Genomic DNA, 25,477 nt, shown 5'->3' with positions numbered 1-25,477 from the left:
CAATGACGATGATGAGATTGCTTCGTCCTTTGTCTTCGCAATGACGGTATTTATTTCTTAACAAAAACAGGAAGCAATTGAGAGGATACTTCACCAAAACCAATACGCGTACCATCTTTTTCGCAATGACCTCGCATGATCACCGTATCATTATCATTGATGAAGGTACGCTCGCTACCGTCTTTCATTTTTATCGGTTTTTCGCCACCCCAAGTCAGTTCTAGCATAGAGCCGTAAGAATCTGGAGTTGGTCCAGAAATGGTACCACTACCCATTAAATCGCCTGCATTGATAGGGCAACCATTTATGGTATGGTGTGCCAATTGTTGCGACATATTCCAGTACATGTGCTTAAAATTGGTTTTACTCACGATGGTTTCTTTGGCATTTTTTGGCTGTATGGCAACCTCTAAATTGATGTCGAAACTTTTTTTGCCCGTAAAATGCAAATAGGATAATTGTGGTTTTATAGGTTTAGGTCCTTCAACCCTAAAAGGTTCTAAGGCATCCAAGGTCACAATCCATGGTGAAATAGACGATGCAAAGTTTTTGGATGAAAATGGTCCTAAAGGTAAATACTCCCATTTTTGGATGTCACGCGCACTCCAATCGTTTAATAATACCAATCCAAAAATATATTCTTCGGTTTCATCTGCAGGAATGGGTTCTCCCAAATCGTTGGCAACGGTTGTAATGAAAGCCATTTCCAATTCAAAATCTACTGCTTTTGATGGTCCAAAAATAGGCTCGGTAGCACCATCGGGAAATGATTGCCCTTGTGGTCTGTAAACCGAAATCCCCGAAGGAATAATAGAAGAACTTCTGCCATGGTATGCCACTGGAATGTGCAACCAATTTGGCAATAAAGCATTGTCAATATCCCGAACCATGGAGCCAATATTGGTAGCGTGTTCTATGCTGGAATGAAAATCGGTGTAATCGCCAATTTGAACCGGTAATTGCATTTCTATCTCATCCAAACGAAACAGAACGATTTCTTTATGTTTAACGTTATTTTTTAAGGTCTTGTTATTCACATCAAAAATCTCTGCAACCTTATTTCGTACTGCACGCCATGTTTTTCTGCCATCAGCAATAAAATCATTTAAGGTGTCTTGAAGGAAAATATCATCGGTTAACGGGATATCATCAAAATAGCCCAATTGATGCAAAGCACCAAGGTCTATGGCTGTATCGCCAATTCTTGTCCCAATGGTAATGATGTCATCACGCGTCAGGAATACGCCAAAAGGAATATTCTGAATTGGGAAATCAGAATTCTTGTCTACGTGTAACCACGATTTTCTATCTGGATTGTTAGCTGATAAAGGCATAACTATTATTTGATTAGTGTTATTGAATTGTATTCAAACCTACATATTTTTTTCTTTACTATTGATAAAAAAATGTAAAATATGATTTAAATTAAAGGTTGATAACCTCGTTAAAAACTTATAAGTAAATATATGTTTTTTCATGTATTTAACTAATCTATTTGTTATTTTTGCCGAATATTTAAACTAGAACGTAATTTTATGCAACGCGACGAACAAATTTTTGAACTTATACAAGCTGAAAAAGAACGCCAACTACATGGTATTGAACTTATTGCATCAGAGAATTTTGTAAGCGACCAAGTAATGGAAGCTGCTGGCTCTGTGTTGACCAATAAGTATGCAGAAGGCTACCCAGGCAAACGTTATTATGGCGGTTGCGAGGTGGTTGATGAAGTAGAGCAAATAGCGATTGATAGAGCAAAAACATTGTTTGGAGCTGAGTATGTGAACGTACAACCACATTCTGGAAGTCAGGCAAATTCAGCGGTTTACCATGCGTGTTTAAGCCCTGGCGATAAAATATTAGGATTCGATTTATCTCACGGAGGCCATTTAACGCACGGCTCACCAGTCAATTTTTCAGGTAAATTATATAATCCCGTATTTTATGGGGTAGAGCAGGAGACAGGTGTTTTGAACTATGATAAAATTCAAGAGATAGCGACTAAGGAACAACCAAAATTAATCATTGCAGGTGCATCAGCCTATTCCCGTGATATTGATTTTAAACGTTTTAGAGTGATAGCCGATAGCGTGGGTGCTATTTTGATGGCGGACATTTCGCATCCTGCAGGATTGATTGCCAAAGGAATTTTAAACGATCCCATCCCACATTGCCATATTGTAACCACCACCACCCATAAAACTCTTAGAGGACCAAGAGGTGGTATTATTATGATGGGTAAGGATTTCGATAATCCGTTTGGAATTACCTTAAAAGATGGCAGTTTACGTAAAATGTCTTCGTTATTGGATTCTGCAGTGTTTCCTGGAAATCAAGGTGGGCCGTTAGAGCATATTATTGCTGCGAAGGCGATTGCTTTTGGTGAGGCTTTGACCGATAATTTTTTACAGTATCAATTACAGGTAAAACTAAATGCGGCTACTATGGCAAAAGCTTTGGTTGGTAAAGGCTATAATATTATTTCTGGCGGTACAGATAACCATTGTATGCTTATCGATTTACGTAATAAAGACGTATCTGGTAAGGATGCCGAACAAGCTTTGGTAAAAGCCGATATTACGGTTAATAAAAATATGGTGCCTTTTGATACACGTTCACCGTTTGTAACATCGGGTATTCGTGTTGGTACGGCTGCGATCACCACCAGAGGTTTAAAAGAAGATGATATGATTGCGATTGTTGATTTGATTGATGAAGTGATTATAAACCACCAAGATGAATCCGTTTTAGAAGCCGTAAAAGATAAAGTAAACGCGATGATGGCCGGTAGACCTTTGTTTGTAGCTTAATCATATCGTCATTGTGAAGAGAGCAGCGATGAAGCATCTGTTTAATTTTAGTTACATCATGAGATTGCTTCGTCATACTTCCTCGCAATGACAAATAATATAAAAACAAAAAATCCCGCTTTTTTAAGTGGGATTTTTTATACTTTGAAATGACATAAAATCTATTTTGATTAGAAATTCTAAATTATATTTGTTCTTTTATTTTTACTTCGGTTGATTCCATACTTGGTCTCAAATTATTTCCTCTTTTTATTTCAGATGTTTTTCAATTACTTCGGTTAGTTCAGTTACAATGTTTGAGGAATATCCATCTATATTATGAACAATAAATCCGTTTTGGTCAATCACAAATAATGCAGGTGAAGCCGTAACCTGATAATCGTTTTCAATAGTTTTCCCGTTAAATACGGTTTCCATTGTGATATTCCGATTTTCTAAAAACAAATCGATATTATCCTCAATTGGATCATCTATTGTGTTTATTCCGATAAATTTTACTTTGTTTTCAGGATATTTATTGTGTAATTCTTGAAGTTTTACCATTTGCTTGTTACAAGGCCCACACGCTTTGTACCAAAAATCCATTATAGTTATTCTCCCTTTTAAATCATTTAGATTAATTTTTTTTCCTTGTGAATTTGATAATTCCCATTCAGGGGCTTTTTCTCCAATAGCAAGAAGTGTATTTGCCCTTTGTTCTAATTCAGGAGTATAATTAATGACTTTTACATACTCAGATAGCTCTTCTTGAGTAAAGATTTTATCAGATATTTCGTCTTCGAGGTTAATATCAGAAATGCGGATCTCAAGAGATATGATTTCTGTTGCATTTCCAATTTTAGTACTAACAGAAAGATCAGAACCTATTGGTAAGTATGTATCTTTAGAAATATAATAAATTTGTTCTGATGACATTTGGTCATTGTTTTTAGGGGTTGAAATTGTTAATTTATAACAGTCTTGATTGTTAATTTTTACAGAACCTAAATTTATGATTTCTGTTTTCTCATCTTTCTCAGCATAATCAAAAGCGTTTTTAACCAAATAGAAAAAAGGAAAACTAATGTAAAATTGTTTAATTCTAGATACTTGTTTTGGATATTGGTTTTTATTTGTTATAGTTAGAGTTTTGTTCCCAGTAGTTAATCCAAAAAGATTTTCTGTATTGTAAACCTGGTGATGACCATTCTTTTGAAGAGAAGCAATTTTAAACCCAATAAGTGTATCTTTAGGTTCTTTTTTATAATAAAAATCACGTTGACTTTTAGTTGTTGTTGAGTCCTCTCCAACAGATACTTCTTTAGTAATTTCAGTTTGTTTGTAATAACCGAACTTACTATTTTCTATTGTTTCTTGAACTTTTTCAACTATTTGTTCTGTTGTTAATTCCTTTTTGCAACTGTTAATGATTAGAAGTGATAGGATAAAAAAAATGATATTTGTTTTTCTCATAAGTCTTGGTTTAACTACTTATTAATAATTTTAAATTTGTATGTTTTCTGTTTTTCCATTTTTTGTGACTATGGCAATAGATCCATTAATTTTAATAGAATCATATTCACAAGGAATAATTGTTTCTCCATCTAGATTCATCAACCCATTCTTATTGTATTTTGAAACAAATACAAAGTTATTTTCTACTTGGAATTTATGGTATTCACATGGAATGATTGTTTCTCCATCTAAATTCATCAATCCATGTTTATTGTTTTTTGATGTAAACACAAAATTATTTTCAGTAACTTGAAATCTATCATATTCACAAGGAATAATTACCTTCCCATCTAGATTCGTTAATCCTTGTTTGTTATTTTTATAAGTAAAAATTAGGTGTCCTTCAATTTGAAATTTACCATATTCACAAGGAATTATTGTATTTAAATTTTTGTCAATCAATCCTCGTTTATTGTCTTTAAAGGTGATTGCATAATTTCCTTCAATTTCCAATTTGTCGTACTCGCATGGTATTATTACTTTACTTTTTGAATTATACAATCCATATTTATCGTTTTTCATTATAATTAAGAAACCATCACGGAATATAAGCCGGTCAAAAGATTGATTTTCAGTTTTTTGTTCATTTTCAGGATTAGCAGATTGTGCTTTGCTGCTAAATAAATTACTAAAAGTGAAAGCGAAAAGTAGAAGACAAGCCGTTAAGATTGAGATTTTTTTCATTGTGTTTGTTTTAAAATTAAATAAATCCTTTGCATACCATAATAGGGTATTGGATTTCAATTTTGAATTTTGGGTTGATGTTTCGAAAAAGTCAAATTCTAAGGCTTTGGAAATTATTTTAATTGTTGAACTTCTTGGTTTTACAGACCCAGACTCTATTCGCTGAATGGTGCGAATGGTTACATTACATTTTTCTGCAACGTCTGCCTGTGTTAAACCTTTTTGTTTTCTTACTTCAATTAATTTTTTCCCAAAATCCAAATTCTCCATTCAAATTGAAATTTTAAATAAAACTATCCTCAATGATTGTACTGACCAAAAATTAAAGCTGTTTTATGGACGACATTTATACGACATTCGGTTTTGACATCACTATTGCTCTAAAATCAGACAATGTAATAATACTAAATTAAATCGTAAATGTATTTCAGGGTATTAGTTTTCTTGAGGAAAGGTCACATGCTGATAAGCTCCCAAATCTGGTGAAGCCGTTCTATTGACATTTAAAATATCAGTCGGCACTTGGCTGGCAAATAGGGCAGAACCTTGATTATTGGCAGGAGAATCGTCGCCAATCAAAAGCAGGTTTTTAGAAGCATCTTTAAAATTGGGATTCAGATTAAAAATGTTTCCCTCGTAATGGGAGGTGTTTGTTAAATCGTAATTCGGTCCCGTAAAATTGTTATTGTTGTTTTGAAAACGAATCAAGCAATTGGTAAATTTAAAATTGAAATCCACTGAAGGGTCTTCCACTTCATCCAAAAGAATTTCAGGATTGTCGTTTCCGTAAATGATACAGTTGTTAAAATTGGCTTCGGTTAAATCTGTAATAATGACGTTGTTATTCTCGTCCGTCACAAAATTATTTAAAAGCACGGTAGGGAATTGTCTGGAACTGGCATTCCAATAATTGGCAATGGTGCAATGTGTAACATTGTATTTTCCACCCAAAGTGCCAGCAAATGAAGATTGTCCGCTGTTATTTATAACCACATTTTCGGCTGCAATAGACGTGTTTCTGCCTAAAATGCCAAAATTACTGGAGTTGTATATTTGTGAATTGGTGATGGTTAATTTATTGGTTGCCGCATTCGGATTGCCATCGGATAAAATACCAACGGACGCATTTTTTATGGTGGTGTAATTGATTGTGTTATTAATACTGCCATCAAAAAGCCAAATCGTTCCCCATTGCCCAGGAATATCAGAAAACAGTGGTTCTAAACGGTCTCCTTCTAAAATAACTTCATTTTCGAGAGCAACTTGGTCGGTACTCAATGCACCATTGATGTTAATTGTCGCACCTTCGGAAACTATCAAACCAGAATTTTCATGAAAATGCAATCTGGCACCAGCATTAATGGTCAGTGTTTCACCATTGGCTACGGCTGCAAAGCCATAAATAACATAGGGTTTCTCATTTGTAAACGTGAGTTCGCTGGGTAATAACTCCCGACCTTGTATGTCGGTTTCAATAGCTTGTCCGCCCACATTCAGTGTCAACGTTTCAACAATTTTGGTTGTATTATCTCTATCAGGATAAATAAACACAGCATCTTGAATCAAGGTTACCAATGCTACTTTTTGAAGGTTGGCGCTGGTATCAAATTCAATATGGTCTGTATACAAATATTTGCCTTCTGGATTCGGAAAATTATTGATATCAATAGTGGTTTCAACAAAAATGAACATGCTGTCTTTTGCCAATATTTCAACATTTTCAAATACTTTTCCAGCCATGCCATCTACATTCAATCGATATTGGGATGCTTCACCCAATCCTAATCTCACAACGGGAATGACAATATTTTCATTACTTCTATTATAAACTTTTAAATTGTAGGTGCTTGAGCCAATGTTGGTAAAAACAGTATCTAAATACACGGTATCTTTAGAAAATTCCAAACTGCCCGTGCTTGCGGAGAATTCAAAATCTTTTCTGCAAGAGCTCCAAAGCATTAAAAAGAGTAGGGTAAGTGTAAAGTATAGATGCCGTTTCATTTAAAAATGATAAGTTTTTAGGCTAAAAATATAACTTTTGAAAATGTGAACGCTTATCCAAATACATTAATTATATAAATAATTCTGAAATTTCTTTGGTGATTCGGGTCGGCCGTTTGGTTTCAGCATCTATTAAGCACCATTTGGTTTCCGAGGTTGCTAAAAGCGTGTTGGTGGTTTTGTTGGTTATTTCAACAATGCGATGGCATACAGCGCCTTTGTATTTTGGCACATAGGTCTTTATATGAATGGTATCTCCCAAAAAAGCAGAATTTTTATATTCTATAAAATGTGTCGTTAACACCCAGAAGTATCTTTTTAGAATAGCATCGGTGGCATTTCTATCCCAGTGTAGCTTGGCGACATCCTGTACCCATTGTACATAATGCACGTTGTTTACGTGTAATAAATCATCTAAATGTTTTGTTTCGACAGTGATAACAGATTCGAATATTGGCATTTTCAATTTTTTAAGGCACTAAAATACTTTTATTTTATGTATCTATATACTTCAACGCTATATTTAAGTATATTGCTTATTATTTAGTTGAATTATGTAAATTTTGGTGAAAATGATGTAATGGGACTAGAATCTTTAACATTTAAATTCGTAATGTTTAATAATTAAAATCATAACCAATGAGAAAATCAATTATTTTATTTTTAGTGATGTTATCCTTAGTATCATTTACAAGTCCGGCAATGGCTTCTGAAAAAGATCCAAAACCCAACAGTACAGCAACAACTAATAAAGTAGAAGAAATCCCAGCCGAAGTTCAAGTGATGTTGGATCGTTTAGAAGCGATTAAAGCGATGGATAAATCTGATTTAAAATCTTCTGAAAGAAAAGAACTTCGTGCCGAAGTTCGTGAAATTAAATCAACCCTCCGTGCTGCCGGAAATGGTCTTTACATTTCAACTGGTGTGATTATTCTTATTTTATTGCTAATCATCATCTTATAAAAAAAGTATTTAAGAGAACTTATATGATAGTATATGGGTTCTCTTAATGTTAAAAAATGCTTTATTTTATGATATGGGTTCCGTTAGACAGTTCTACAAAATATACGGAACAGGCTTTATTAAATCTCTCTTTATAGGCTTTAGAAGTGCTTTTCGCAAAATCTTCAATAGTATTTTTTGCAACCAGATTAATAGTACAGCCACCAAAACCACCACCCATCATTCTTGCTCCTAAAACATCTTTGTTTAATTTGGCTTGTTCCACCAGAAAATCCAATTCCTCGCAGCTGACTTTATACTGATGTTGCAATCCGTTATGCGAACCATAAATAAGATTTCCTAAAGTCACTAAATCACCTTTTTCAATTGCTTTTGAAGCTTTAATGGCTCTATCATTTTCTTGAATGACAAACAATGCTTTTTGATAATTTTCGGGTGTTACTTGATTTTTTATTTTTTCTAAATCTGCTTCAGTAGCATCACGTAATGCTTTGATGCCAAGCAATCCTGAAATATGTTCGCAAACAGAACGTCGGTCATTATAAGCACTATCCGACAAACTGTGCTTTACGTTGGTATTGATAAGTATGAGTTGGTGGTCTTTAAAGTCTATTTCATATGGTTTAGATGCCACTGTTCTGCAATCCAATAACAAGGCATTGTTTTCAATGCCAAACATACTGGCGTATTGATCCATAATGCCACAATTAACGCCCACATAATTATGCTCTGCTTTTTGGGAAATGTGAATCATATCGTGTTTGGAAAGTCCTAAACTGAAAAGTTCATTTAAACCGTAAACAATACTGTTTTCGAGTGCTGCTGAAGATGACATACCAGATCCAGCGGGAATATCTCCTTTAAAAACCACATTGAAATTACCTATTTTATGACTTCTATTTTGGAGTTCGGCAATCACGCCAAATACATAATTTTCCCAGTTTCCTTGTTTGGAAGGTTTTAAATGTTCTAATGAAAATTCAATAGAACTGTCCATATCCAAAGCGTAAGCTGTTGATATTCCAGAATCACTTTTTTGAAAAGCGGCAACAATGCCTTTATTTACTGCCGCAGGAAATACAAAACCATCATTATAATCGGTGTGTTCGCCGATAATATTGATTCTCCCTGGAGAAAAAATAAGCAAAGGTTCGGTTTTAAAAGTATTGATGAATGTTGATTTTACGCTGCTGATTAAATTATTCATTGATTTTAACTGGTTTTATGAAGGGTTATTTTAATAAATAATCCCATTTTAATACGTTTCTTTTATCGAGTCGGGCTATTGTTTTTAAGAACACCAAAGCCGTAATAAGCGCATCGCCAATGGAGGTGTGCCTATCTGCCATGGAGACGTTCAGTTCTTTGCATAAATCGTCCAAAGTATAGTGCTTTTTTAAATTCTCATGATAAATGATGTGCTTCGATTTTGAAAACAATACGCCCGTATCTATAAAATCGTTTTTTAATTTTCCCAAGCCGTGCCTTAAAAGCATCTCGTTTACCATACCATAATCGAAACCCGCATGATGGGCAATTAAAATATCATTTTTTATATATGCTAAAAAGCGTTCAATGGCTTCTATTTCTGAAACTTTATCTAAATCACCATCTTTTAATATTCCATGGATTTTTACGGTTTCAGGTTTGAAAACATCTTGTTTTATGTAGATTTCGAAAGCATTATTTGCTTTGATGGTCTTATTGATGATTTCAACAGCGCCAAGGGACAATATACGGTCTTCTTTTTTATCGAATCCAGTGGTTTCGGTATCAAAAGCAACAAACCGAGTTTCTTGAATGGATTTCTTGTTTTTTTTATCAAAGCTGTCCACATAAGCCTTCCAGAAATCTGGATGATTGTTGTTGTACTTTTTACGAAACCAATTCCACATCATGTATTAAAAATTTGCGAGGTCAAAACGTAATTTAAGGGATTCTTGAATATCGTGAAGCGGTTTAAAGCAACGTTTCAGTTTCAGCTTTTCTTCCTTGGTTAACGCTTCTAAATCTATTAGTTTTCCTGAATCGTTATGTAGGATCCCTTGTTTGGTCTTGAATTTTAAAAGGGCTTTAAACGCATAGGCACAAGATTCATAAAGTTCTTTGTTGTTGGGTTCCAGCTCAGCCATCTTTTCAAAACGCTCGTAAGTATTATTAATACCTCTTACTTGTTTGCTTAAAATGAGCAAACGCGCGGTATCAATAAGTGGCATGAGTGCCCTGTATTTTATATTAAAAAGATCTTTTTGTTCGCCATCTTGTTCAACCAAAAACTGTTTGAAGAATCCAAGAGGTGATGGGTTTTTAAGCGCATCTCTGCCTAAATACCTAAAGAATAATGAGGTATGTTCAAGTGTTTCATAAATAGCGTCCGTTAGTTCTTTTTCAAGGTTTTGGTTTCCATAAATGTGGTTGTAATCAAAAAATATGGAAGATAACAATATGGCTTTATCATCGGGATTCAGAATCCAGCTTTTAAACTGGGCTTTCCATTCTGAAATGGATTTACACCAAGCTGGGTTGCTTGCCATCATATCGGCTTCGCAATATTCAAATCCGATCTTATTTAAAGATTTAGTGACTATTCTGGATAACTCTAAAAAATAATTTTGCGTTTCTTCATATTTGTCTACCGCAACATCTTCAAAGACCAAGGCATTATCTTGGTCTGAAAACAGTAATTGTTCCTTTCTACCTTGGCTTCCCAAAGCCAACCAAGAAAATGTGACTGGTGGTGGTGTGGGCATTTTTTCCAAAGCAATCTCTATGGCTTTCATAGTTACAGCATCGTTTATTTGGGAAATGATGTTGATGATATGTGTTAAAGGAATATTTTGTTCTAGGTAGCTTATTAATAAACCATTCGCTTTTCGTCTGGCGGCTCTAAGTGTTTTGGTTCTGCTAGCACGTTTTATTTCTTTAAGAATGGCAGTTGGGTTATTTCCTAAGGCGGCAATCACATCGTGGTTTGTTAAGACACCTACAAGTTTGGAATTTGGGGTGCCGTCTTCAGTAATGCACAAATGACCAATATTGTATTTTATCATTTTTAATTGGGCATCTGCAACAGTCAGGTCGTTTTTTTCTGAAATAACAGGAGCAGACATGATATTGGTGACAACCGTTGTAATTGGGAATAATCCTGTAGCAATTTTATTTTTTATATCGCTGCTTGTTATGATGCCTAGGGGGTGTTTTTTATCGTCCACAACAATGATACAACCAATTTTGAATTCACTCATTTTTATTGCAGCCTCTTTTAGAGTCGCGGTTTCTTTACAACAAACAGGGTTTTTGGTATAATTTGCTGTTTGAAAATTGACAATGTCCTGTGAGGTGTGTGGCAGATAATCTACAAATATTTTGGTGTTTTCTTCCGCGGTATAAGGGTCGTATGCATTAGAAGCAAATGATGTGATTAAATACTTATAGACGCTAACGTTATTTTTTGTAACCGATTGAAAGAGATCTATGGGAATGGCATACACAATAGATTCTTCATTAGCAATGGCTGTAAGCTTGTAATTTTCTTTAATTATTAATGGACGTACACCAAAAATATCTCCAGCATCATTAATATTGACCATATGTTTGTTGCCATCAGTATCATGATGGTATAAACTAACGCCTCCATTCCTCACAATATAAAAATACTCATGAAACGCCTCATCTTTCTTATAAAGCGTGTCGCCTTTTTCAAGGTATATGATATTAACGTCCGTCGCAATTTCAAGAAGGTGTTTTTCTTTTAAAAGATTGAAAGGAGGGAAGCCTTTTAAAAAATCGCTGATACGTTCTGCAATGGAATTTTTCATATTTTTAAATATAAACTAAAGGTATGTTTATATCATTTTAAAATCCAGTAATAAGTCGCCCTCAATAGCTGCTTGTATATGATCGCCTTTAAAAGTGGAGCCCGCTCCAACAGCTGGTGTTCCCGTAAAAATAAGATCACCCGGTATTAAGGTCATGTACGAAGAAACAAAAGCGATAATCTCACCAAAATTATAAATCATAAAACTGGTATTTCCGACTTGCTTTTGCTCGCCATTAATCAGTAAATCAAAATTTATGTTATTTAAATCAGGGAAATTTGAAATTGATTTAAATGACGACACAGGAGAAGCACCATCAAACCCTTTCGCCAATGCCCACGGTCCTTTGTCGTTTCTACTAGCTGTTAGTACATCTTTGGCTGTAAAATCGATGCCCACTCCAATGTCTGATATGTATGAATTGGCATCTTCTAAAGCAATATTCTTACCTTGTTTACCTATTTTAGCGACCAATTCAACTTCGTAAATCAGTTCCTTCGTAATTGCTGGAAATTCAACATGTTTGTTGTTCGTTACCAACGTGGTATCTGCTTTTAAAAATATGGTTTGAAAGCCTGTTTTTAATGCGTTAATTTCGGCTTTATCGCTCACATAATTTTTACCAATGCCTATAATTTTCATGATTAAATATTTAATATATATGTTTTGTTTTTGAATAGTTAAAAGTAATAAATTAGCAAAGTAATAATGCACTCTTTTTAATGATTTATTTAAATGGATTAGCGATATTTACCTAGTAAGTTCAATTTTCAAAAATTTATTATATCATGGCAAAATCACTCGACACGAAGAAAAATGTTAAAAAGGAACCTCTTTTAACACCAAAAGAAAAGAAAGCTGCAAAAATTGCTAAAAAGGCAAAACGAACTTAGTTATATTTCTTTTGAAAGATAATAAGCTGTCTAAAAAACTTAATTTTCCTTAAGTCTATTTTAGACAGCTTATCTTTTTTGAATGCCTAAGAATTCATGTTTTTATTTTAAATGAAATAAAGTATGTGTTTTGTCGTTTATTTGTGTATTTTGTCGTATGTTTGGCTTGTTAAAACCAATCTAACCAATAAATTAACCTATGCAGAGATTCAAAATTTTGATAGGACTTGCGCTATTCGTTCTATGTTTAAGCGCCCTTAAACCCATGTTTAATAAGGAAGCAGAAACGGTCGTTCCAACCGCAAAGCTAGATGAAACTTTAGTTGACCATAAAGAGATTCAATTATATAAATCGAATCAACAAGCACTAAAAGAAGCTATAGAATCCTATTTTAATAAGGCAATAGCATCTGGTGACATAGTTGGTGCGGGTGTGAGTATTGTACAAAGAGATTCCATAGTGATATCAGAAGGTTACGGTAAAAAGAATATTACGCTTAATAAAAAAGTTAATGGGGAAACCGTTTTTAGACTTGGATCTTTATCTAAAGGATTCGCGGGTATTTTGGCCGCTAGTTTAAATAATGAAGGAAAATTGCATTGGGATGATAGGATAAGCGAGTACATCCCTGAATTCCATTTAGGAGATAAACCTAATATAGATAATATAACACTTGCTAATGTATTGTCGCACACTTCGGGGACACCGTATCATAGTTACACAGATCTTGTGGAAGCTGGTTTTTCTTTAAGTGATATTGCTAAACGATTTAAAAATGTTAACCCCATTAGTAAACCAGGGTTAACGTATAGTTATCAGAATGCTATGTTTGCCCTTTGTGGTGAGGTCATGTATAAAGCAACAGGCCAAGATATTACAGCATTATTAAATGAGAAGTTTTTTAAGCCACTTGATATGCAAAATACCTCGATGGATAATGAAACCTTGATACATACAGAAAATGTAGCTTTACCACATTCACAAAGCCGATATAAATTTAGAACCCTAAAACTTAATGACAAATACTATAATGCCGTTGCGGCTGGTGGTATCAATGCCAGTGCCCTAGACATGGCTAAATGGATGCGTTTTTTACTCGGACATAACCCTGAAATAATGGATAAGTCTGCTTTCGAGGACGCTTTTAACCCATTTATTGAAATCAAGGAACATGGTAAGTATTACCAAAAATGGTCTGGTCATCTAACCTCTTATTATGGTTATGGGTGGCGGATTCACAAATATTTAGAAGATATTAGTGGTCAAGAAAAAACCATTTTGCACCATGGCGGAAGTGTTAATAATTATAGAAACGAAATCGCCCTTTTTCCCGAAGATGATTTAGGGATTTGTGTCCTTTTAAACAGTAATTCAAAACTCGCTCAAACCGTTATTCCGGACTTGCAAAAAATTGTAAACGATATTTATAGATCAAACACATTAAAAGTGGCTGCCACTAGCCCAAATGAAAAAGCAGAAACTGTTTTTTAAGTAGTTGATTAATAATTTTTTTTAAAGTGCTATTATAAATTTAATATCTATAGAGGATGCTTTCTCCCGAATTAGTTATGTTAAGTTGCACTTTATTGCTACTGACTCTTAAATTTGAAATGTCAAACGTCAATTCTTTCGTGATGTAAGCATAACATAATTCATCATTTTTTAATGATAATCTTAAATTCCTTTGTGCAGGTAACAATTTTGACGTCTCTCCGGAATCAATTAATATGACTTCCCAACTATTACCGTTGCATCCGCCCGCACTGAAATTAATTTTTAGACAATCACCGTTTATCTTTAAACTATTAATTGTTATAAGATCCGAAGGCGCATTTTTATATTCTTCTGAACTAATTATTGTTGAAAACTCACAATCTATAGAATAGTCTTCATCATCTTTATTACAACCCAAAACGGCAAGATATAATACAATTATTATTAAAGATCTGTAGCTCATGTTTTGTTTTTTTATTAGATGTGAAATTTTATAATTGGTTGCGTCAATCAGTTAGAATAACCATGGTGTTTTTATATGGAAAATGATTTTTTATTCAATGAAATTAAGATATGATTGCTTGTAAAGATTGATTATTTTTGGAGACTATTCCAAACTATAAAAACAATTCATGCAACACTATAAAAGTACCCCAAAATCTAAAGAAAAATCTAAAGTAACGCTTGCAACCGCTTTTAAAACCATTATTTGGCCAAGGCGAAATCTGGTGTTTATTGGATTAATTCTTATTGTTTTAAGTAGATTGTCCAGTTTGGTTTTGCCTTGGAAAAGTAAGGCATTGCTGGATGATGTCATTCCAAACAAAGATTATGTTGAACTTCGCAATTTGTTAATCATCGTAGGATTGGCTATTTTGGTACAGTCTGTGACGTCTTTTCTATTGACAAAAATTTTAAGTGTTCAAGCACAATATTTAATATCCGAATTACGTGCCCAAGTCCAAAAAAAGGTATTGTCGTTGCCCATCAGTTTTTTTGACAATACAAAATCAGGCGCTTTGGTATCACGTATTATGAGTGATGTTGAAGGTGTTCGCAATTTAATTGGTACGGGTTTGGTACAAATGGTAGGTGGCACAATCACCGCGGTTATTTCTTTAATTTTACTGATACGAATAAGTCCGTCTATGACCTTATTCGTATTAGTTCCCGTGGCCATTTTTGGGATTATAGCGTTGAAAGCTTTTGGCTATATCCGTCCTATTTTTAGAACACGAGGTAAAATCAATGCAGAAGTGACTGGGAGATTGACTGAAACCTTAGCGGGCGTTCGTGTCATTAAAGCGTTTAATGCTGAAGAACAAGAAAACAAAACCTTCGAACTAGGCGTCGATAGATTATTCCAAAACGTAAAAAAGAGTTTAACGGCGACGGCTTTCATGACGAGTTCTTCCACATTTTTATTAGGAATAGCTTCTACAGGTATTATGGGTATTGGCGGTTATAAAATTATGGTTGATGAATTAACCATAGGTGATTTTCTGTCGTTCACCTTGTTACTTGGATTTATGATTGCACCCATTGTACAAATGAGTAATATTGGAAGTCAGCTAACCGAAGCGTTTGCAGGTTTAGATAGAACCGAAGAACTCATGAATATGACTGCCGAAGAAGATAACGAAGAAAGAACCATCACATTAGAATCCCTAAAAGGCGACATTGAATTTAAGGACGTCTCTTTTTCTTATGAAGCAGGAAAAGAAGTGTTGCATAACATCAATTTTAAAGCGCCAGCAGGCTCAGTGACCGCTTTGGTAGGTAGTTCGGGTTCGGGAAAATCTACTATTGCTGGATTATCGGCTACCTTCTTGACTCCTAAATCAGGTGTAGTATCAATCGATAATCAAGATTTATCCAAAGTGAAATTAAGCAGCTACCGTCAATATTTGGGCGTGGTACTTCAAGATGAATTTTTATTTGAAGGCACCATTCGAGAAAATATATTATTCCCAAGACCCGATGCCAGTGAAGCGGATTTACAAAATGCCGTAAAAGCGGCGTATGTTAACGAATTCACCGATAGATTTGATGACGGTTTAGACACCTTAATAGGCGAGCGAGGTGTGAAGCTTTCTGGAGGACAACGTCAGCGTTTGGCCATTGCTAGAGCCATTTTGGCAAACCCGAAAATCATTATCTTAGATGAAGCAACGTCTAATTTAGATACCGAAAGTGAAGGATTGATTCAGAAAAGTTTATCCGAATTAATGAAAGACCGCACTACTATTGTAATTGCGCACAGATTAAGCACGATTAGAAAAGCCGACCAGATTTTGGTTATTGAAGCGGGTAAAATTGCAGAGCGTGGCACACATGATGAGTTGATTGCTTTGCAAGGACGTTATTACGATTTATATACTTACCAAGCTAAAATTTAATTTTTTATGCAAGTATCAGATTTACAACCAGAAGAATACAGCCAAAATAATGGAAGATATATAGGCATACTTCCTAAAGATTTGGAACTTATTAAAAGTTTTAAAGACGATTTTGATGTTATTTTGAACTTATTTCAATACATACCATCAGATAAATGGGATTACAGATATGCGGAAGGTAAATGGAATCTTAAAGAGGTTTTTCAGCATATCATAGATACAGAACGCATTTTTATCTACCGTTGTTTCAGAATAGCGAGACACGATAAAACACCGTTGACAGGATTTGAGCAAGACGATTACATCTTGCCTTCAGAAGCAGATAAAAAAAGTATTGAAGATTTAATGGAAGAGTTTAAAGCAGTCAGACAACATTCCATAATATTATTGAAAAGTTTGAATGACAACGATTTAAAATTCATAGGTATAGTCAATGGAAATCCCATTTCCGCCAGAGCGGCTGCTTTCAATATTATTGGGCATAATAAGTGGCATATTGATATCATCATGGAGCGTTATTTATAGATTGAATGAAAATAGAACCCCTTTTAAAGTATATTAATAAGTATGTTTCCTTAACACAAGAGGAAACGGATTTTCTTGTTTCCAAAGTTATTTACAGAAAGTATTTAAAAGGACAATATTTAGCTCAGCAAGGCGATGTTTGCAAATATTCTTGTTTTGTTATTTCGGGCTGTACAAAAACATTTTATATGGATGAGGAAGGTCAAGAACATATTATGATGTTTTCGATAGAAGATTGGTGGACATCAGACATGAGCAGTTTTATTAACCAAACCCCGGCCGATTTCAATATTCAATTTTTGGAAAACACTGAATTGATTATGTTCCCGTATGATGTTATTGAAGATTTATATCTACAAATTCCCAAACTGGAACGTTTTTTTAGACAAATCATTGAAAAAGCTTTTATCGCCTCGCAAAAAAGACTCGTTAGAAATTTAAGTATGACTGCCAAGGATAGATATATTTATTTTAGAGACCAATATCCTCAAATAGAGCAACGTATTCCTCAATATATGGTAGCTTCTTATTTGGGCATCACTAAAGAATTTCTTAGTAAAATAAAAAGTCAGTTACTTACTGAGGATTAAAATGTTAAACTAAGTTAACATAATTTAATAATTTAGATTATTTTCTATATTCGTACGCTATTAGAACTTTGCATTATAAAATTAGCATAGTTTTTGATAACGATGTTTACAATATTTAAAACGATACAAACAGATATCATTAAAACCAAAAACAACAAAACAATAAAAACATGAGAAAAACAATTAAAAATTTAGCAATTGTGGCTTTAGTAGCTTTTACAACATTATCTTTTATGGCTATTACTGCTGAAAAAAAAGAAATTAAAACCGATCAAAGTAAATTAGTTTGGAAAGGTTATAAATTCACAGGGTCGCATGATGGTACCATTAACATTAAATCTGGTTCATTAACTTTCGATGGCGCTAAATTAACAGGTGGTGAATTTGTGGTAGATATGACATCTTTAATCAGTTTAGATGCTCAAGGTGCTATGAAGGATAGATTGGAAGGTCATTTAAAAGCTGATGATTTCTTTGGAGTAGATAAACACCCAACTTCAACTTTAGTTTTTAAATCAATCGAGTCCACTGGAAAAAACACTTATACGGTAACTGGTGATTTAACTATTAAAGGTATTACAAAACCTAATACGTTTAAAATATCCGTTTACGGAAGTAAAGCAACAGCGAATTTAAAAGTAGATAGAACGTTATATGATATTAAATTTAGATCTGGAAGTTACTTCGAAAACTTACAAGATCAAGTTATTTATGATGAGTTCGATTTAGTAGCAGATTTACAGTTCTAAAAACCATATTTATATTTAAAATTCCAAAGCGTTCATTTATGAGCGCTTTTTTTGTTTTTAACACATTCTAAAATAATTACGAATCTACGCCAGTACGTGCATTTGTAAAATGGATTAGAGTTTTAAAAAGTTATATTTGCACCATATTAAATATAGAATACCTCAATGTCATTCAAAAAATTAATAGAGCCTCTACAGGACACCTTAAAGCAAAAAGGATTTATAGAAATGTTGCCATTACAGCAATTAACACTTTCAAAAATAAAAGGAGGGGGTAATTTATTTGTTATAGCACCTCCAGGAAGTGGTAAAACCACAAGTTTGATTATAAGTGTTATCAATAAACTAAAAGGTGAAGCTTTTGAAGACGCACCTAGAGCATTGATTTTTGTAAAAGATAAGCAAGCTGCGCTAAACCTGGAAGCTGAATTTAAGGCATATACTAAAGGAACCGATTTGCGTATTTATTGTGCTTATGAAGAACATAACATGGAATTGCAGCGTGAGGAACTTTATTTGGGGACAGACATCGTCATAGCAACACCCAAAAGGTTGAATAGAATATTCTATTTAAACGGTATTAATTTGAATGAGTTACAACTATGTATTGTTGAGGATGCCGAATTTTTGTTTAGAAACAACCATTTTGCTGAAGTAACAAGAACTCCAGAAAGTATAGCAAAATGTCAATATCTTATTTTTTCAACCAAATTTGATGAGCGTTTTGAGCGTTGGAAAGATTCCTTTATGCATAATTCCCAAATTATAGAGCATTCATAATAAATCAAATTATTTATAATTGTTTTGTCAATAAATAAGACTGTAAACATTTGATAAAATTTATTTAAAGCCATGGTCTTACAGTATGGTATTCTTTATAATTTAATTAGGATATGACTCCTTATATCCAAATTAACTAAATCTCCTTTTTAAATATAGTACTAGACAGCCTCCTCATATGGCCATGATGTGCATATTAATCATTATGTACCATAACAAAGAATGATACATTGAAGTACAAATTTTTTTTTCAAGCACAATTTGAAATCTATAAAAAAGCGTAAGAAAAAAATCATAATAAACAAAAAAACCGCATAATATTATATTATTCATTAAAACCGCAATTTTGCTTATGTGTTAAAAAAACACTTTAAATTTTTTTTTAAAGAAAAAAAAATTGTATGTTCGACAAATAAATGGTCTTGAAAATTTTAAAAAAGCAAAAAATGGTTAAAAAATTACTATAAAATGAATCGCTTAATTAAATAAAATTAAGTGTTTTTTTTTATCAAAGCATAGGGCTTAAAAGTAAATGTAAAGTTTTTTCATTGTATAATATCCAAGTTATTTAAAATCTTTTTTTCACCTATTCATCAAAATAATCAATATGGTTTAAATTAACAATCTTGTTGTTTAAATATTGTTTGTTGATTTTAACCTTTTCTGTTTTAGTAAATTCTTATTATCATTTAGAATCAACTTTATTAACTAAATTTTTATTAACTAATTTAAAACAATTAAATCAATGGAGAGTAAATTTACAATTTATTGTAGTCCGAGGCGATTGATGCGAAACGCAATCACGCTTCGAACAATTATGTTAAGTATTATGATGCTTGGCGCATTTGGTTTTGCCCAAGCTCAAACAGTTACGGGAAAAGTAACAGATGCTAACGGAGTACCATTATTAGGTGTGAATGTGTTGTTAAAAAACACTAGTACCGGTACTGTAACAGATTTTGATGGTCAATACCAACTGCAAGTTGGAGGACAAAGCAGTGGAACTTTAACATTTTCATACATTGGGTATGAAACCAAAGATGTAGCAATTGCAGGTAAAACAGTTCTCAATGTAACTTTAAATGAGAGTGCATCTGCGCTAGATGAGGTTGTTGTAACCGCTTTGGGTATTAAGAAAGAAGCAAAGCGATTATCGTATTCCGTTGAAAATGTTGAAGTAGCAGATCTTCAAGCTAACAGAACCAATAACATTGGTACCAGTCTTGTTGGTAAGGTTGCCGGTTTGGACATTTCACCACCAGCTGCTGGTGCTGGATCTAGTACAAAAATCCGTATGCGTGGTCAATCTGGATTTGCTGGAGCAAATAACTCACCGCTTATCGTAATAAATGGTCTTCCAATAGACCAATCAAACCGAGGTGCTGATGGTCCGAATTCTAGTCGTGACCGTGGTGATAATATGTCGAACATCAACCCGGATGATATTGAAAGTATGACCGTATTAAAAGGTGCTACTGCGGCAGCGCTTTATGGCTCTAGAGCCTCTAATGGTGCGATTATCATTACAACTAAATCGGGGGCCAAAAATCAAGGTATTGGTGTGGAGGTAAGTTCCAGTTTTACGTCCAACACGATTTTGGATTTCACTAATTATCAAACTGAATATGGAATTGGTTCTAATGGTGTAAGACCTGCAACTCAAGGACAAGCGGCTGGTAACGGTCAGTTTTCATGGGGAGAAAGACATGATGGTGTACCAACAGTGTCTTTTGATGGTATTTTAAGACCTTATTCTCCTTTGGGTATAAACAGGATTAAAGAGTATTATAGAAATGGAAATGCCATGACTAACTCTGTTGCTTTATCTGGTGGCGGCGAAAAAGGAAGTTTTAGAACATCATTCGCCCATACTGATGCAGATGGTGTTGATCCTATAAATACTTATTCTAGAAAGGTTGTTAATTTAGGGTTGAATCAACAAGTTACTGACAAGCTTAGTTTATCTTTAAATATAAACTACACGAACGAAAAGAATAATAACCCCCCACAAATAGGCTTACAAGGACAGGGTGCAGCTAACTTCTTGCACAGAATGTCACATACCATCCCAACAAGTGCTTTTATAGAAAGTAATTATGATCCTGTTACCACTACAGAACGAGTGACTTCTGGTTTCCAAGGGACATTAATCAATCCTTATTATATAAATGAGCGTATATTTTATCTTGATACCAGAAACCGTTTGTTAGGAACCGCCACATTGAGATATGAATTTAATGATTGGTTATATGCGCAAGGTAGGATCAATTACGATTTCTCGACTTCTTTCAATGAGAGAAACAATCCTACAGGCGTGGGTACTAGTACCCCTATAAATCAGGCTAATGGGGCATTTGCTGGCTCTTATAATGTTGAGAATGGTTACGGAACTGATTTAAATGCGGATTTCTTATTGGGTACAAATCAAGTCATTGGAGATTTTTCAGTAGATGTGAGTGTTGGTGGTAACATTTTTAAAGTGAAAAATAGAAATGTAGGTGCCGGTGCAACGGATTTTATTGTTAGAGATGTTTATTCTATTGGAAATGGAGTTGCCAATACGCAATTTTCTAATTTTGGTAGAAGCCAAGTGAACTCTTTATATGCATTTGCTGATTTTGGTTATAAAGGCATTTTGTTTTTAAATGCAACAGGTAGAAATGATTGGTTTTCTGTATTAAATCCAGACCTTAATAGCTACTTTTACCCATCAGTAGGTGGTAGTTTTATTTTCTCCGAAGTGATGGATGCTGAATGGTTAACCTATGGTAAATTAAGAGCTTCCTATGCGGATGTAGGTTCTGTAAATAGTGTAGGGAATTTTGCAGGGGTTTTAAATTATAATGTTGCCAATAATGCCTTTGACGGACAAAAATTGGGGTCTATTGCAGGTGCTGGAGCGCCAAATGCGCTCCTAAGACCTTTTAGCGTATCAGAAAAGGAAATTGGTATGGAGTTAAGAATGTTTAAAAGTAGGGTAAACTTGGATGTTGCTGTTTACGAAAAAATAACTACAGACCAGATTTTACCCGTTCAATTATCTCAAACATCTGGCTATTCAAGTGTTCAACAAAACCTAGCGTCTTTAAGTAACCGTGGTGTTGAGATGTTGTTAGATATAACGCCAATACAAACAGAAAATTTTACTTGGAACAGTGCTTTTAATGCGGCTTTCAATGAAACTGAGGTGTTAAAATTATCTCCAACATCCGATCAGTTTTTAATTGCTGAATATGGTGGTAATGAATTTTTAGGAAGGCTTTACCATCAAGTAGGTATGCCATTAAACCAAATAGCGGCCAGAACCTATTTAAGAGATGATCAAGGTAGAATTCAAGTAAGGGCAAATGGAACCGTAGTCGCCACACCTCCTAGTGATTATAGATATTTTGGAAGCGCGCTTCCTACATGGACAGGTGGTTGGACCAATAATTTCACTTACAAAAACTTGAGTCTTTTGATCCATGCAGATTTCAAAGCTGGAGGAAAAGTAATTTCTTCAACAGCTTTAAACGGGTTAAGACAAGGTCTTACGCAAGCATCTTTAGTGGGTCGTGATGGTACAGCGCCAATTCCAGATGCGGTTATCCAAGGAACAGATACACCAGCACCAGCACCAGCTAGTTTACAAAATTATTATGCAGGTTTTAGAAATGATCAAATTGGTGACCCATTTATTTTCAAGTCAGATTTCATCAAATTACGAACCATTGCATTAACCTATGATATGAGTGGAATTTTAAGAGACCAAAACAGCTTTGTAAAAGGACTTACCTTGTCTGCAGCTTGCCGTAACGTAGCAGTGCTTCATAGTTTTATACCTGATTTAGATCCTGAGGCTTTTGCTTCAACTGGGGATACAAGGGTAGGTTACGAACAAACAACATTGCCTACCACAAGAGACTTTACTTTTACCGTAAATGTTAAATTTTAAAAAAAAACATTTTTATGAAAACAATAAGAAATATTATTATTACCTGTTGTGTCTTTATGGGATTAACAGGGTGTGATAAGGGCTTTGAAGAAATGAACATAAACCCTTATGCCATAAATGACCTTGATGCATCATTTATATTTGCCAACTCGCAACAAGCGTTGAGTTTTGGATCATGGGAAGGTGAAGCCACGATTGCCCAGTATTTTCAAAATGCTTATGATCAGGGTGCTACATCTGGATTTCAATTTAATGAAAACAATAATAACTTCAATCAAATACGTTGGGGTAATTATGGGGGACCTATTAAAAACCTCGTGCAAGGATTGCATAATATAGAAGGAGACCCAACCAGAAACAACCTAAGAAGTATGATGCGTATTTGGAAAGCACTTATTTTTATGAATTTGGTGGATACGCATGGTGATGTCCCTTACAGTGAAGCAGGCAGAGCCTACTTAGATCAAATTTTTACACCAAAATATGATGACGATGCTGCCATTTATGAAAGTCTGTATACAGAAATAAGAGAAGCATCATTGGCTTTAAATCCTTCTGGGGATGTTGTGACTGCCGATCTTATCTACGATGGCAATATCACCAAATGGCAAAGAATGGCTAACTCCCTCTTAGTGAGATTGGGCATGCGTTATTCCAAGTTAAACCCAACAAGAGCTGCTAGTATAGTTTCTGAAGCATTTAATGCAGGGGTTATGCAAACAAATGCAGACGATTGTGTGTTATTCTATAATGCGTTATATACTAATGGTATGAACGGCATCAGTGGTAATAACCCTCGTTTCTATTACATGGAAAAGCCTTTGATTGATCAACTCAAATTAAAAAATGACCCACGTTCAAAATACATTACAGGAAAATATCCTGATCCAAATAATGTATTGAATACACCACCGGACGTTACTCTAGCAAATCAGCAAGGTTTCCCTGTTGGATATAATAATGTGACGGCTGCGGCTTTACCAGGTGCGCCAGTTCCACATACTAAAGGTGGTGGCGTAGATTACTCACAACCAAATTATTTTGCTATGTTTGCTTTATTGGCACCTAGATTTTTTATTACCAATTCACAAACCAAATTACTTTTAGCTGAAGCCGCTTTTAGAGGTTGGATTCCTGGTGGTAATGCCCAAGCATTGTATGAAGAAGGTATTAGAGCAAGCATGGGGCAATACACTCTGTATCCTGGCGGTTATGGTGCTATCTCTGTTGCAGATCAAGATGCTTACATAGCAGATCCTAATGTTGCTTACAACGCAACCGATGCTCTTAGATTAATCAATACAGAGTATTGGGTATCTAATGTTAATAATCCATTAGAAGGCTGGTCAAACTTTAGAAGATCGGGTTGGCCTGCGTTAAGTCCTAACCTTTATAATAATAACTTAAACGGTGGATTTGTAAGGAGGGTACCTTATCCAACTCAAGAGAGTGGTTCAAATCCAGATAGTTATTTCGCAGCTCGAGCTGCCATGGGAATAACTGAGGATAATAGCAATGACATGACTGTAAGAGTATTCTGGGATAATCCTTGATATGAATAAATATTCTTTATAGAATTAAAGAATAGATAAGAAAAGACCTTTCAATTTTTTGAAAGGTCTTTTTGTTTGTATCCTATTAAACATAAAAAAACGGTTTAGAGTGAACTAAACCGTTTGTTTTGAAATGATTCTGATTTGTAGCGAGAGGGGGGCACGATCCCCCGACCTCCGGGTTATGAATCCGACGCTCTAACCAGCTGAGCTACCTCGCCTAATTTAAGGCTGCAAATATAAAAACAATATTGATGCTTACAAACTTTACTCATGTAAAATATTTTTAAAAATAATTGTTAATCTTACCAATTAATGTATATATTGAACACCTTAAACATTTAAATTACTTATGGACGAAAAAATTAGATTTGATATTGAGTTCCCAATTCATGCTTCTCCTCAACTGTTATACCAATACATATCTACGCCTTCGGGATTGTCTGAATGGTTTTCAGACAACGTAAACTCTAGAGGTGAGTTATTTACCTTTATTTGGGATGATAGCGAAGAACAAGCAAAATTGCTAAGTAAAAAAAGTGATGAACGCGTTAAATTTAGATGGATTGCAGATGAAGATGATAAAGCCGTCTTTTTTGAGATTAAAATCCAAGTGGATGAAATCACAAAAGATGTATCCATTATAGTAACCGATTTTGCAGAAGAAGATGAAGTTGATCAAGCTAAAATGCTTTGGGAAAATCAAATCTCTAGTTTAAAACAGGTTTTAGGGTCGACTTAATTCCATCCAAAACAATATAAATGATATCTTTGCCCTATTCCAAAAAC

At 34.3% G+C, this 25,477-nt stretch carries 21 protein-coding genes and 1 tRNA gene; 11 read left to right on the top strand and 11 right to left on the bottom strand.

The genetic code is table 11. The annotated features are described in order from the left end of the window. Positions 1-50: 50 nt before the first annotated feature. The gene (gene fahA / locus CDH49_RS06715) at positions 51-1,334 is read right to left on the bottom strand and encodes a fumarylacetoacetase (RefSeq protein WP_100614725.1); all 1,284 of its coding nucleotides are present in this window, start codon (positions 1,332-1,334) and stop codon (positions 51-53) included. 201 nt (positions 1,335-1,535) lie between these two features. Between fahA and glyA the strand changes: the two genes are divergently transcribed. Beyond that, entirely contained in the window at positions 1,536-2,810 is a 1,275-nt protein-coding gene (gene glyA, locus CDH49_RS06710) for a serine hydroxymethyltransferase (RefSeq protein ID WP_100614724.1), read from the top strand. A 249-nt stretch (positions 2,811-3,059) separates the two neighbouring features. Here the strand turns inward: glyA and CDH49_RS06705 are convergent, their stop codons facing one another. From CDH49_RS06705 to CDH49_RS06690, 4 genes are all read right to left on the bottom strand, one after another. Then, positions 3,060-4,262 (bottom strand): redoxin domain-containing protein, encoded by a 1,203-nt coding sequence (locus tag CDH49_RS06705; protein WP_100614722.1) that lies wholly within the window; start codon positions 4,260-4,262, stop codon positions 3,060-3,062. A gap of 30 nt (positions 4,263-4,292) precedes the next feature. Further along, positions 4,293-5,258: a WG repeat-containing protein gene (locus tag CDH49_RS06700; protein WP_100614720.1), complete on the bottom strand. Its 966-nt coding sequence runs from the start codon at positions 5,256-5,258 to the stop codon at positions 4,293-4,295. A 165-nt stretch (positions 5,259-5,423) separates the two neighbouring features. Further along, positions 5,424-6,989 (bottom strand): hypothetical protein, encoded by a 1,566-nt coding sequence (locus tag CDH49_RS06695; protein ID WP_100614718.1) that lies wholly within the window; start codon positions 6,987-6,989, stop codon positions 5,424-5,426. Positions 6,990-7,059: 70 nt separating this feature from the next. Beyond that, on the bottom strand, positions 7,060-7,449 hold the full coding sequence (locus CDH49_RS06690) for an acyl-CoA thioesterase (RefSeq protein ID WP_100614716.1): 390 nt from the start codon (positions 7,447-7,449) through the stop codon (positions 7,060-7,062). A 179-nt stretch (positions 7,450-7,628) separates the two neighbouring features. Here CDH49_RS06690 and CDH49_RS06685 point away from each other — a divergent pair, with 179 nt between their 5' ends. Continuing rightward, positions 7,629-7,952 (top strand): hypothetical protein, encoded by a 324-nt coding sequence (locus CDH49_RS06685; protein ID WP_100614714.1) that lies wholly within the window; start codon positions 7,629-7,631, stop codon positions 7,950-7,952. A gap of 61 nt (positions 7,953-8,013) precedes the next feature. On the opposite strand, the gene galK is transcribed toward CDH49_RS06685, so the two are convergent. The 4 genes from galK to CDH49_RS06665 are packed head-to-tail and all read right to left on the bottom strand — an operon-like array spanning position 8,014 to position 12,412. Further along, positions 8,014-9,159, bottom strand: coding sequence for a galactokinase (gene galK, locus CDH49_RS06680; RefSeq protein ID WP_100614713.1), 1,146 nt, complete (start codon positions 9,157-9,159; stop codon positions 8,014-8,016). Positions 9,160-9,184: 25 nt separating this feature from the next. Further along, entirely contained in the window at positions 9,185-9,850 is a 666-nt protein-coding gene (locus CDH49_RS06675) for a 3'-5' exonuclease (RefSeq protein ID WP_239970604.1), read from the bottom strand. Between the two features lie 3 nt (positions 9,851-9,853). Continuing rightward, the gene (locus CDH49_RS06670) at positions 9,854-11,770 is read right to left on the bottom strand and encodes a DUF294 nucleotidyltransferase-like domain-containing protein (protein ID WP_100614709.1); all 1,917 of its coding nucleotides are present in this window, start codon (positions 11,768-11,770) and stop codon (positions 9,854-9,856) included. Positions 11,771-11,797: 27 nt separating this feature from the next. Beyond that, complete coding sequence (locus CDH49_RS06665; RefSeq protein ID WP_100614911.1) at positions 11,798-12,412, bottom strand: fumarylacetoacetate hydrolase family protein; 615 nt, start codon at positions 12,410-12,412, stop codon at positions 11,798-11,800. A gap of 450 nt (positions 12,413-12,862) precedes the next feature. On the opposite strand from CDH49_RS06665, the gene CDH49_RS06660 reads away from it, so the two are divergent. Further along, entirely contained in the window at positions 12,863-14,155 is a 1,293-nt protein-coding gene (locus CDH49_RS06660) for a serine hydrolase domain-containing protein (protein ID WP_100614708.1), read from the top strand. 40 nt (positions 14,156-14,195) lie between these two features. Here the strand turns inward: CDH49_RS06660 and CDH49_RS06655 are convergent, their stop codons facing one another. Next, positions 14,196-14,621 (bottom strand): hypothetical protein, encoded by a 426-nt coding sequence (locus CDH49_RS06655; protein ID WP_100614707.1) that lies wholly within the window; start codon positions 14,619-14,621, stop codon positions 14,196-14,198. A 169-nt stretch (positions 14,622-14,790) separates the two neighbouring features. Here CDH49_RS06655 and CDH49_RS06650 point away from each other — a divergent pair, with 169 nt between their 5' ends. The 7 genes from CDH49_RS06650 to CDH49_RS06620 all read left to right on the top strand — a co-directional run bounded on the left by CDH49_RS06650 (position 14,791) and on the right by CDH49_RS06620 (position 24,688). Then, complete coding sequence (locus tag CDH49_RS06650) at positions 14,791-16,557, top strand: ABC transporter ATP-binding protein (protein ID WP_100614705.1); 1,767 nt, start codon at positions 14,791-14,793, stop codon at positions 16,555-16,557. A gap of 6 nt (positions 16,558-16,563) precedes the next feature. Continuing rightward, entirely contained in the window at positions 16,564-17,082 is a 519-nt protein-coding gene (locus CDH49_RS06645; RefSeq protein WP_100614703.1) for a DinB family protein, read from the top strand. 5 nt (positions 17,083-17,087) lie between these two features. Then, positions 17,088-17,672, top strand: coding sequence for a Crp/Fnr family transcriptional regulator (locus tag CDH49_RS06640; protein ID WP_100614702.1), 585 nt, complete (start codon positions 17,088-17,090; stop codon positions 17,670-17,672). A gap of 170 nt (positions 17,673-17,842) precedes the next feature. Beyond that, positions 17,843-18,421 carry a YceI family protein gene (locus CDH49_RS06635; protein ID WP_100614700.1) on the top strand — a complete coding sequence of 193 codons (579 nt, stop codon included), beginning with the start codon at positions 17,843-17,845 and terminating at the stop codon, positions 18,419-18,421. A 165-nt stretch (positions 18,422-18,586) separates the two neighbouring features. Next, positions 18,587-19,201, top strand: a complete 615-nt coding sequence (locus CDH49_RS06630) for a DEAD/DEAH box helicase (protein WP_100614698.1) — start codon at positions 18,587-18,589, stop codon at positions 19,199-19,201. A gap of 817 nt (positions 19,202-20,018) precedes the next feature. Then, positions 20,019-23,135, top strand: a complete 3,117-nt coding sequence (locus tag CDH49_RS06625; protein WP_204524803.1) for a SusC/RagA family TonB-linked outer membrane protein — start codon at positions 20,019-20,021, stop codon at positions 23,133-23,135. Between the two features lie 14 nt (positions 23,136-23,149). After that, complete coding sequence (locus CDH49_RS06620; protein ID WP_100614695.1) at positions 23,150-24,688, top strand: SusD/RagB family nutrient-binding outer membrane lipoprotein; 1,539 nt, start codon at positions 23,150-23,152, stop codon at positions 24,686-24,688. A 147-nt stretch (positions 24,689-24,835) separates the two neighbouring features. On the opposite strand, the gene CDH49_RS06615 is transcribed toward CDH49_RS06620, so the two are convergent. Further along, positions 24,836-24,909, bottom strand: a tRNA-Met gene (locus tag CDH49_RS06615). Positions 24,910-25,040: 131 nt separating this feature from the next. Here CDH49_RS06615 and CDH49_RS06610 point away from each other — a divergent pair. Next, complete coding sequence (locus CDH49_RS06610; protein WP_100614693.1) at positions 25,041-25,430, top strand: START-like domain-containing protein; 390 nt, start codon at positions 25,041-25,043, stop codon at positions 25,428-25,430. Positions 25,431-25,477: the final 47 nt, after the last annotated feature.

It is taken from the genome of Confluentibacter citreus (assembly GCF_002807055.1).
Classification (GTDB): Bacteria; Bacteroidota; Bacteroidia; order Flavobacteriales; family Flavobacteriaceae; genus Confluentibacter; species Confluentibacter citreus.
The sequence above is the reverse complement of the archived record's forward strand: the minus strand, read 5'-3'. Positions and strand labels throughout refer to the sequence as shown.

Excerpts from the sequence above, each read along its gene's own strand:
- fahA (WP_100614725.1), bottom strand. The coding sequence starts at position 1,334 with ATGCCTTTATCAGCTAACAATCCAGATAGAAAATCGTGGTTACACGTA.
- glyA (WP_100614724.1), top strand. The coding sequence starts at position 1,536 with ATGCAACGCGACGAACAAATTTTTGAACTTATACAAGCTGAAAAAGAA.
- CDH49_RS06705 (WP_100614722.1), bottom strand. The coding sequence starts at position 4,262 with ATGAGAAAAACAAATATCATTTTTTTTATCCTATCACTTCTAATCATT.
- CDH49_RS06700 (WP_100614720.1), bottom strand. The coding sequence starts at position 5,258 with ATGGAGAATTTGGATTTTGGGAAAAAATTAATTGAAGTAAGAAAACAA.
- CDH49_RS06695 (WP_100614718.1), bottom strand. The coding sequence starts at position 6,989 with ATGAAACGGCATCTATACTTTACACTTACCCTACTCTTTTTAATGCTT.
- CDH49_RS06690 (WP_100614716.1), bottom strand. The coding sequence starts at position 7,449 with ATGCCAATATTCGAATCTGTTATCACTGTCGAAACAAAACATTTAGAT.
- CDH49_RS06685 (WP_100614714.1), top strand. The coding sequence starts at position 7,629 with ATGAGAAAATCAATTATTTTATTTTTAGTGATGTTATCCTTAGTATCA.
- galK (WP_100614713.1), bottom strand. The coding sequence starts at position 9,159 with ATGAATAATTTAATCAGCAGCGTAAAATCAACATTCATCAATACTTTT.
- CDH49_RS06675 (WP_239970604.1), bottom strand. The coding sequence starts at position 9,850 with ATGATGTGGAATTGGTTTCGTAAAAAGTACAACAACAATCATCCAGAT.
- CDH49_RS06670 (WP_100614709.1), bottom strand. The coding sequence starts at position 11,770 with ATGAAAAATTCCATTGCAGAACGTATCAGCGATTTTTTAAAAGGCTTC.
- CDH49_RS06665 (WP_100614911.1), bottom strand. The coding sequence starts at position 12,412 with ATGAAAATTATAGGCATTGGTAAAAATTATGTGAGCGATAAAGCCGAA.
- CDH49_RS06660 (WP_100614708.1), top strand. The coding sequence starts at position 12,863 with ATGCAGAGATTCAAAATTTTGATAGGACTTGCGCTATTCGTTCTATGT.
- CDH49_RS06655 (WP_100614707.1), bottom strand. The coding sequence starts at position 14,621 with ATGAGCTACAGATCTTTAATAATAATTGTATTATATCTTGCCGTTTTG.
- CDH49_RS06650 (WP_100614705.1), top strand. The coding sequence starts at position 14,791 with ATGCAACACTATAAAAGTACCCCAAAATCTAAAGAAAAATCTAAAGTA.
- CDH49_RS06645 (WP_100614703.1), top strand. The coding sequence starts at position 16,564 with ATGCAAGTATCAGATTTACAACCAGAAGAATACAGCCAAAATAATGGA.
- CDH49_RS06640 (WP_100614702.1), top strand. The coding sequence starts at position 17,088 with ATGAAAATAGAACCCCTTTTAAAGTATATTAATAAGTATGTTTCCTTA.
- CDH49_RS06635 (WP_100614700.1), top strand. The coding sequence starts at position 17,843 with ATGAGAAAAACAATTAAAAATTTAGCAATTGTGGCTTTAGTAGCTTTT.
- CDH49_RS06630 (WP_100614698.1), top strand. The coding sequence starts at position 18,587 with ATGTCATTCAAAAAATTAATAGAGCCTCTACAGGACACCTTAAAGCAA.
- CDH49_RS06625 (WP_204524803.1), top strand. The coding sequence starts at position 20,019 with ATGTTAAGTATTATGATGCTTGGCGCATTTGGTTTTGCCCAAGCTCAA.
- CDH49_RS06620 (WP_100614695.1), top strand. The coding sequence starts at position 23,150 with ATGAAAACAATAAGAAATATTATTATTACCTGTTGTGTCTTTATGGGA.
- CDH49_RS06610 (WP_100614693.1), top strand. The coding sequence starts at position 25,041 with ATGGACGAAAAAATTAGATTTGATATTGAGTTCCCAATTCATGCTTCT.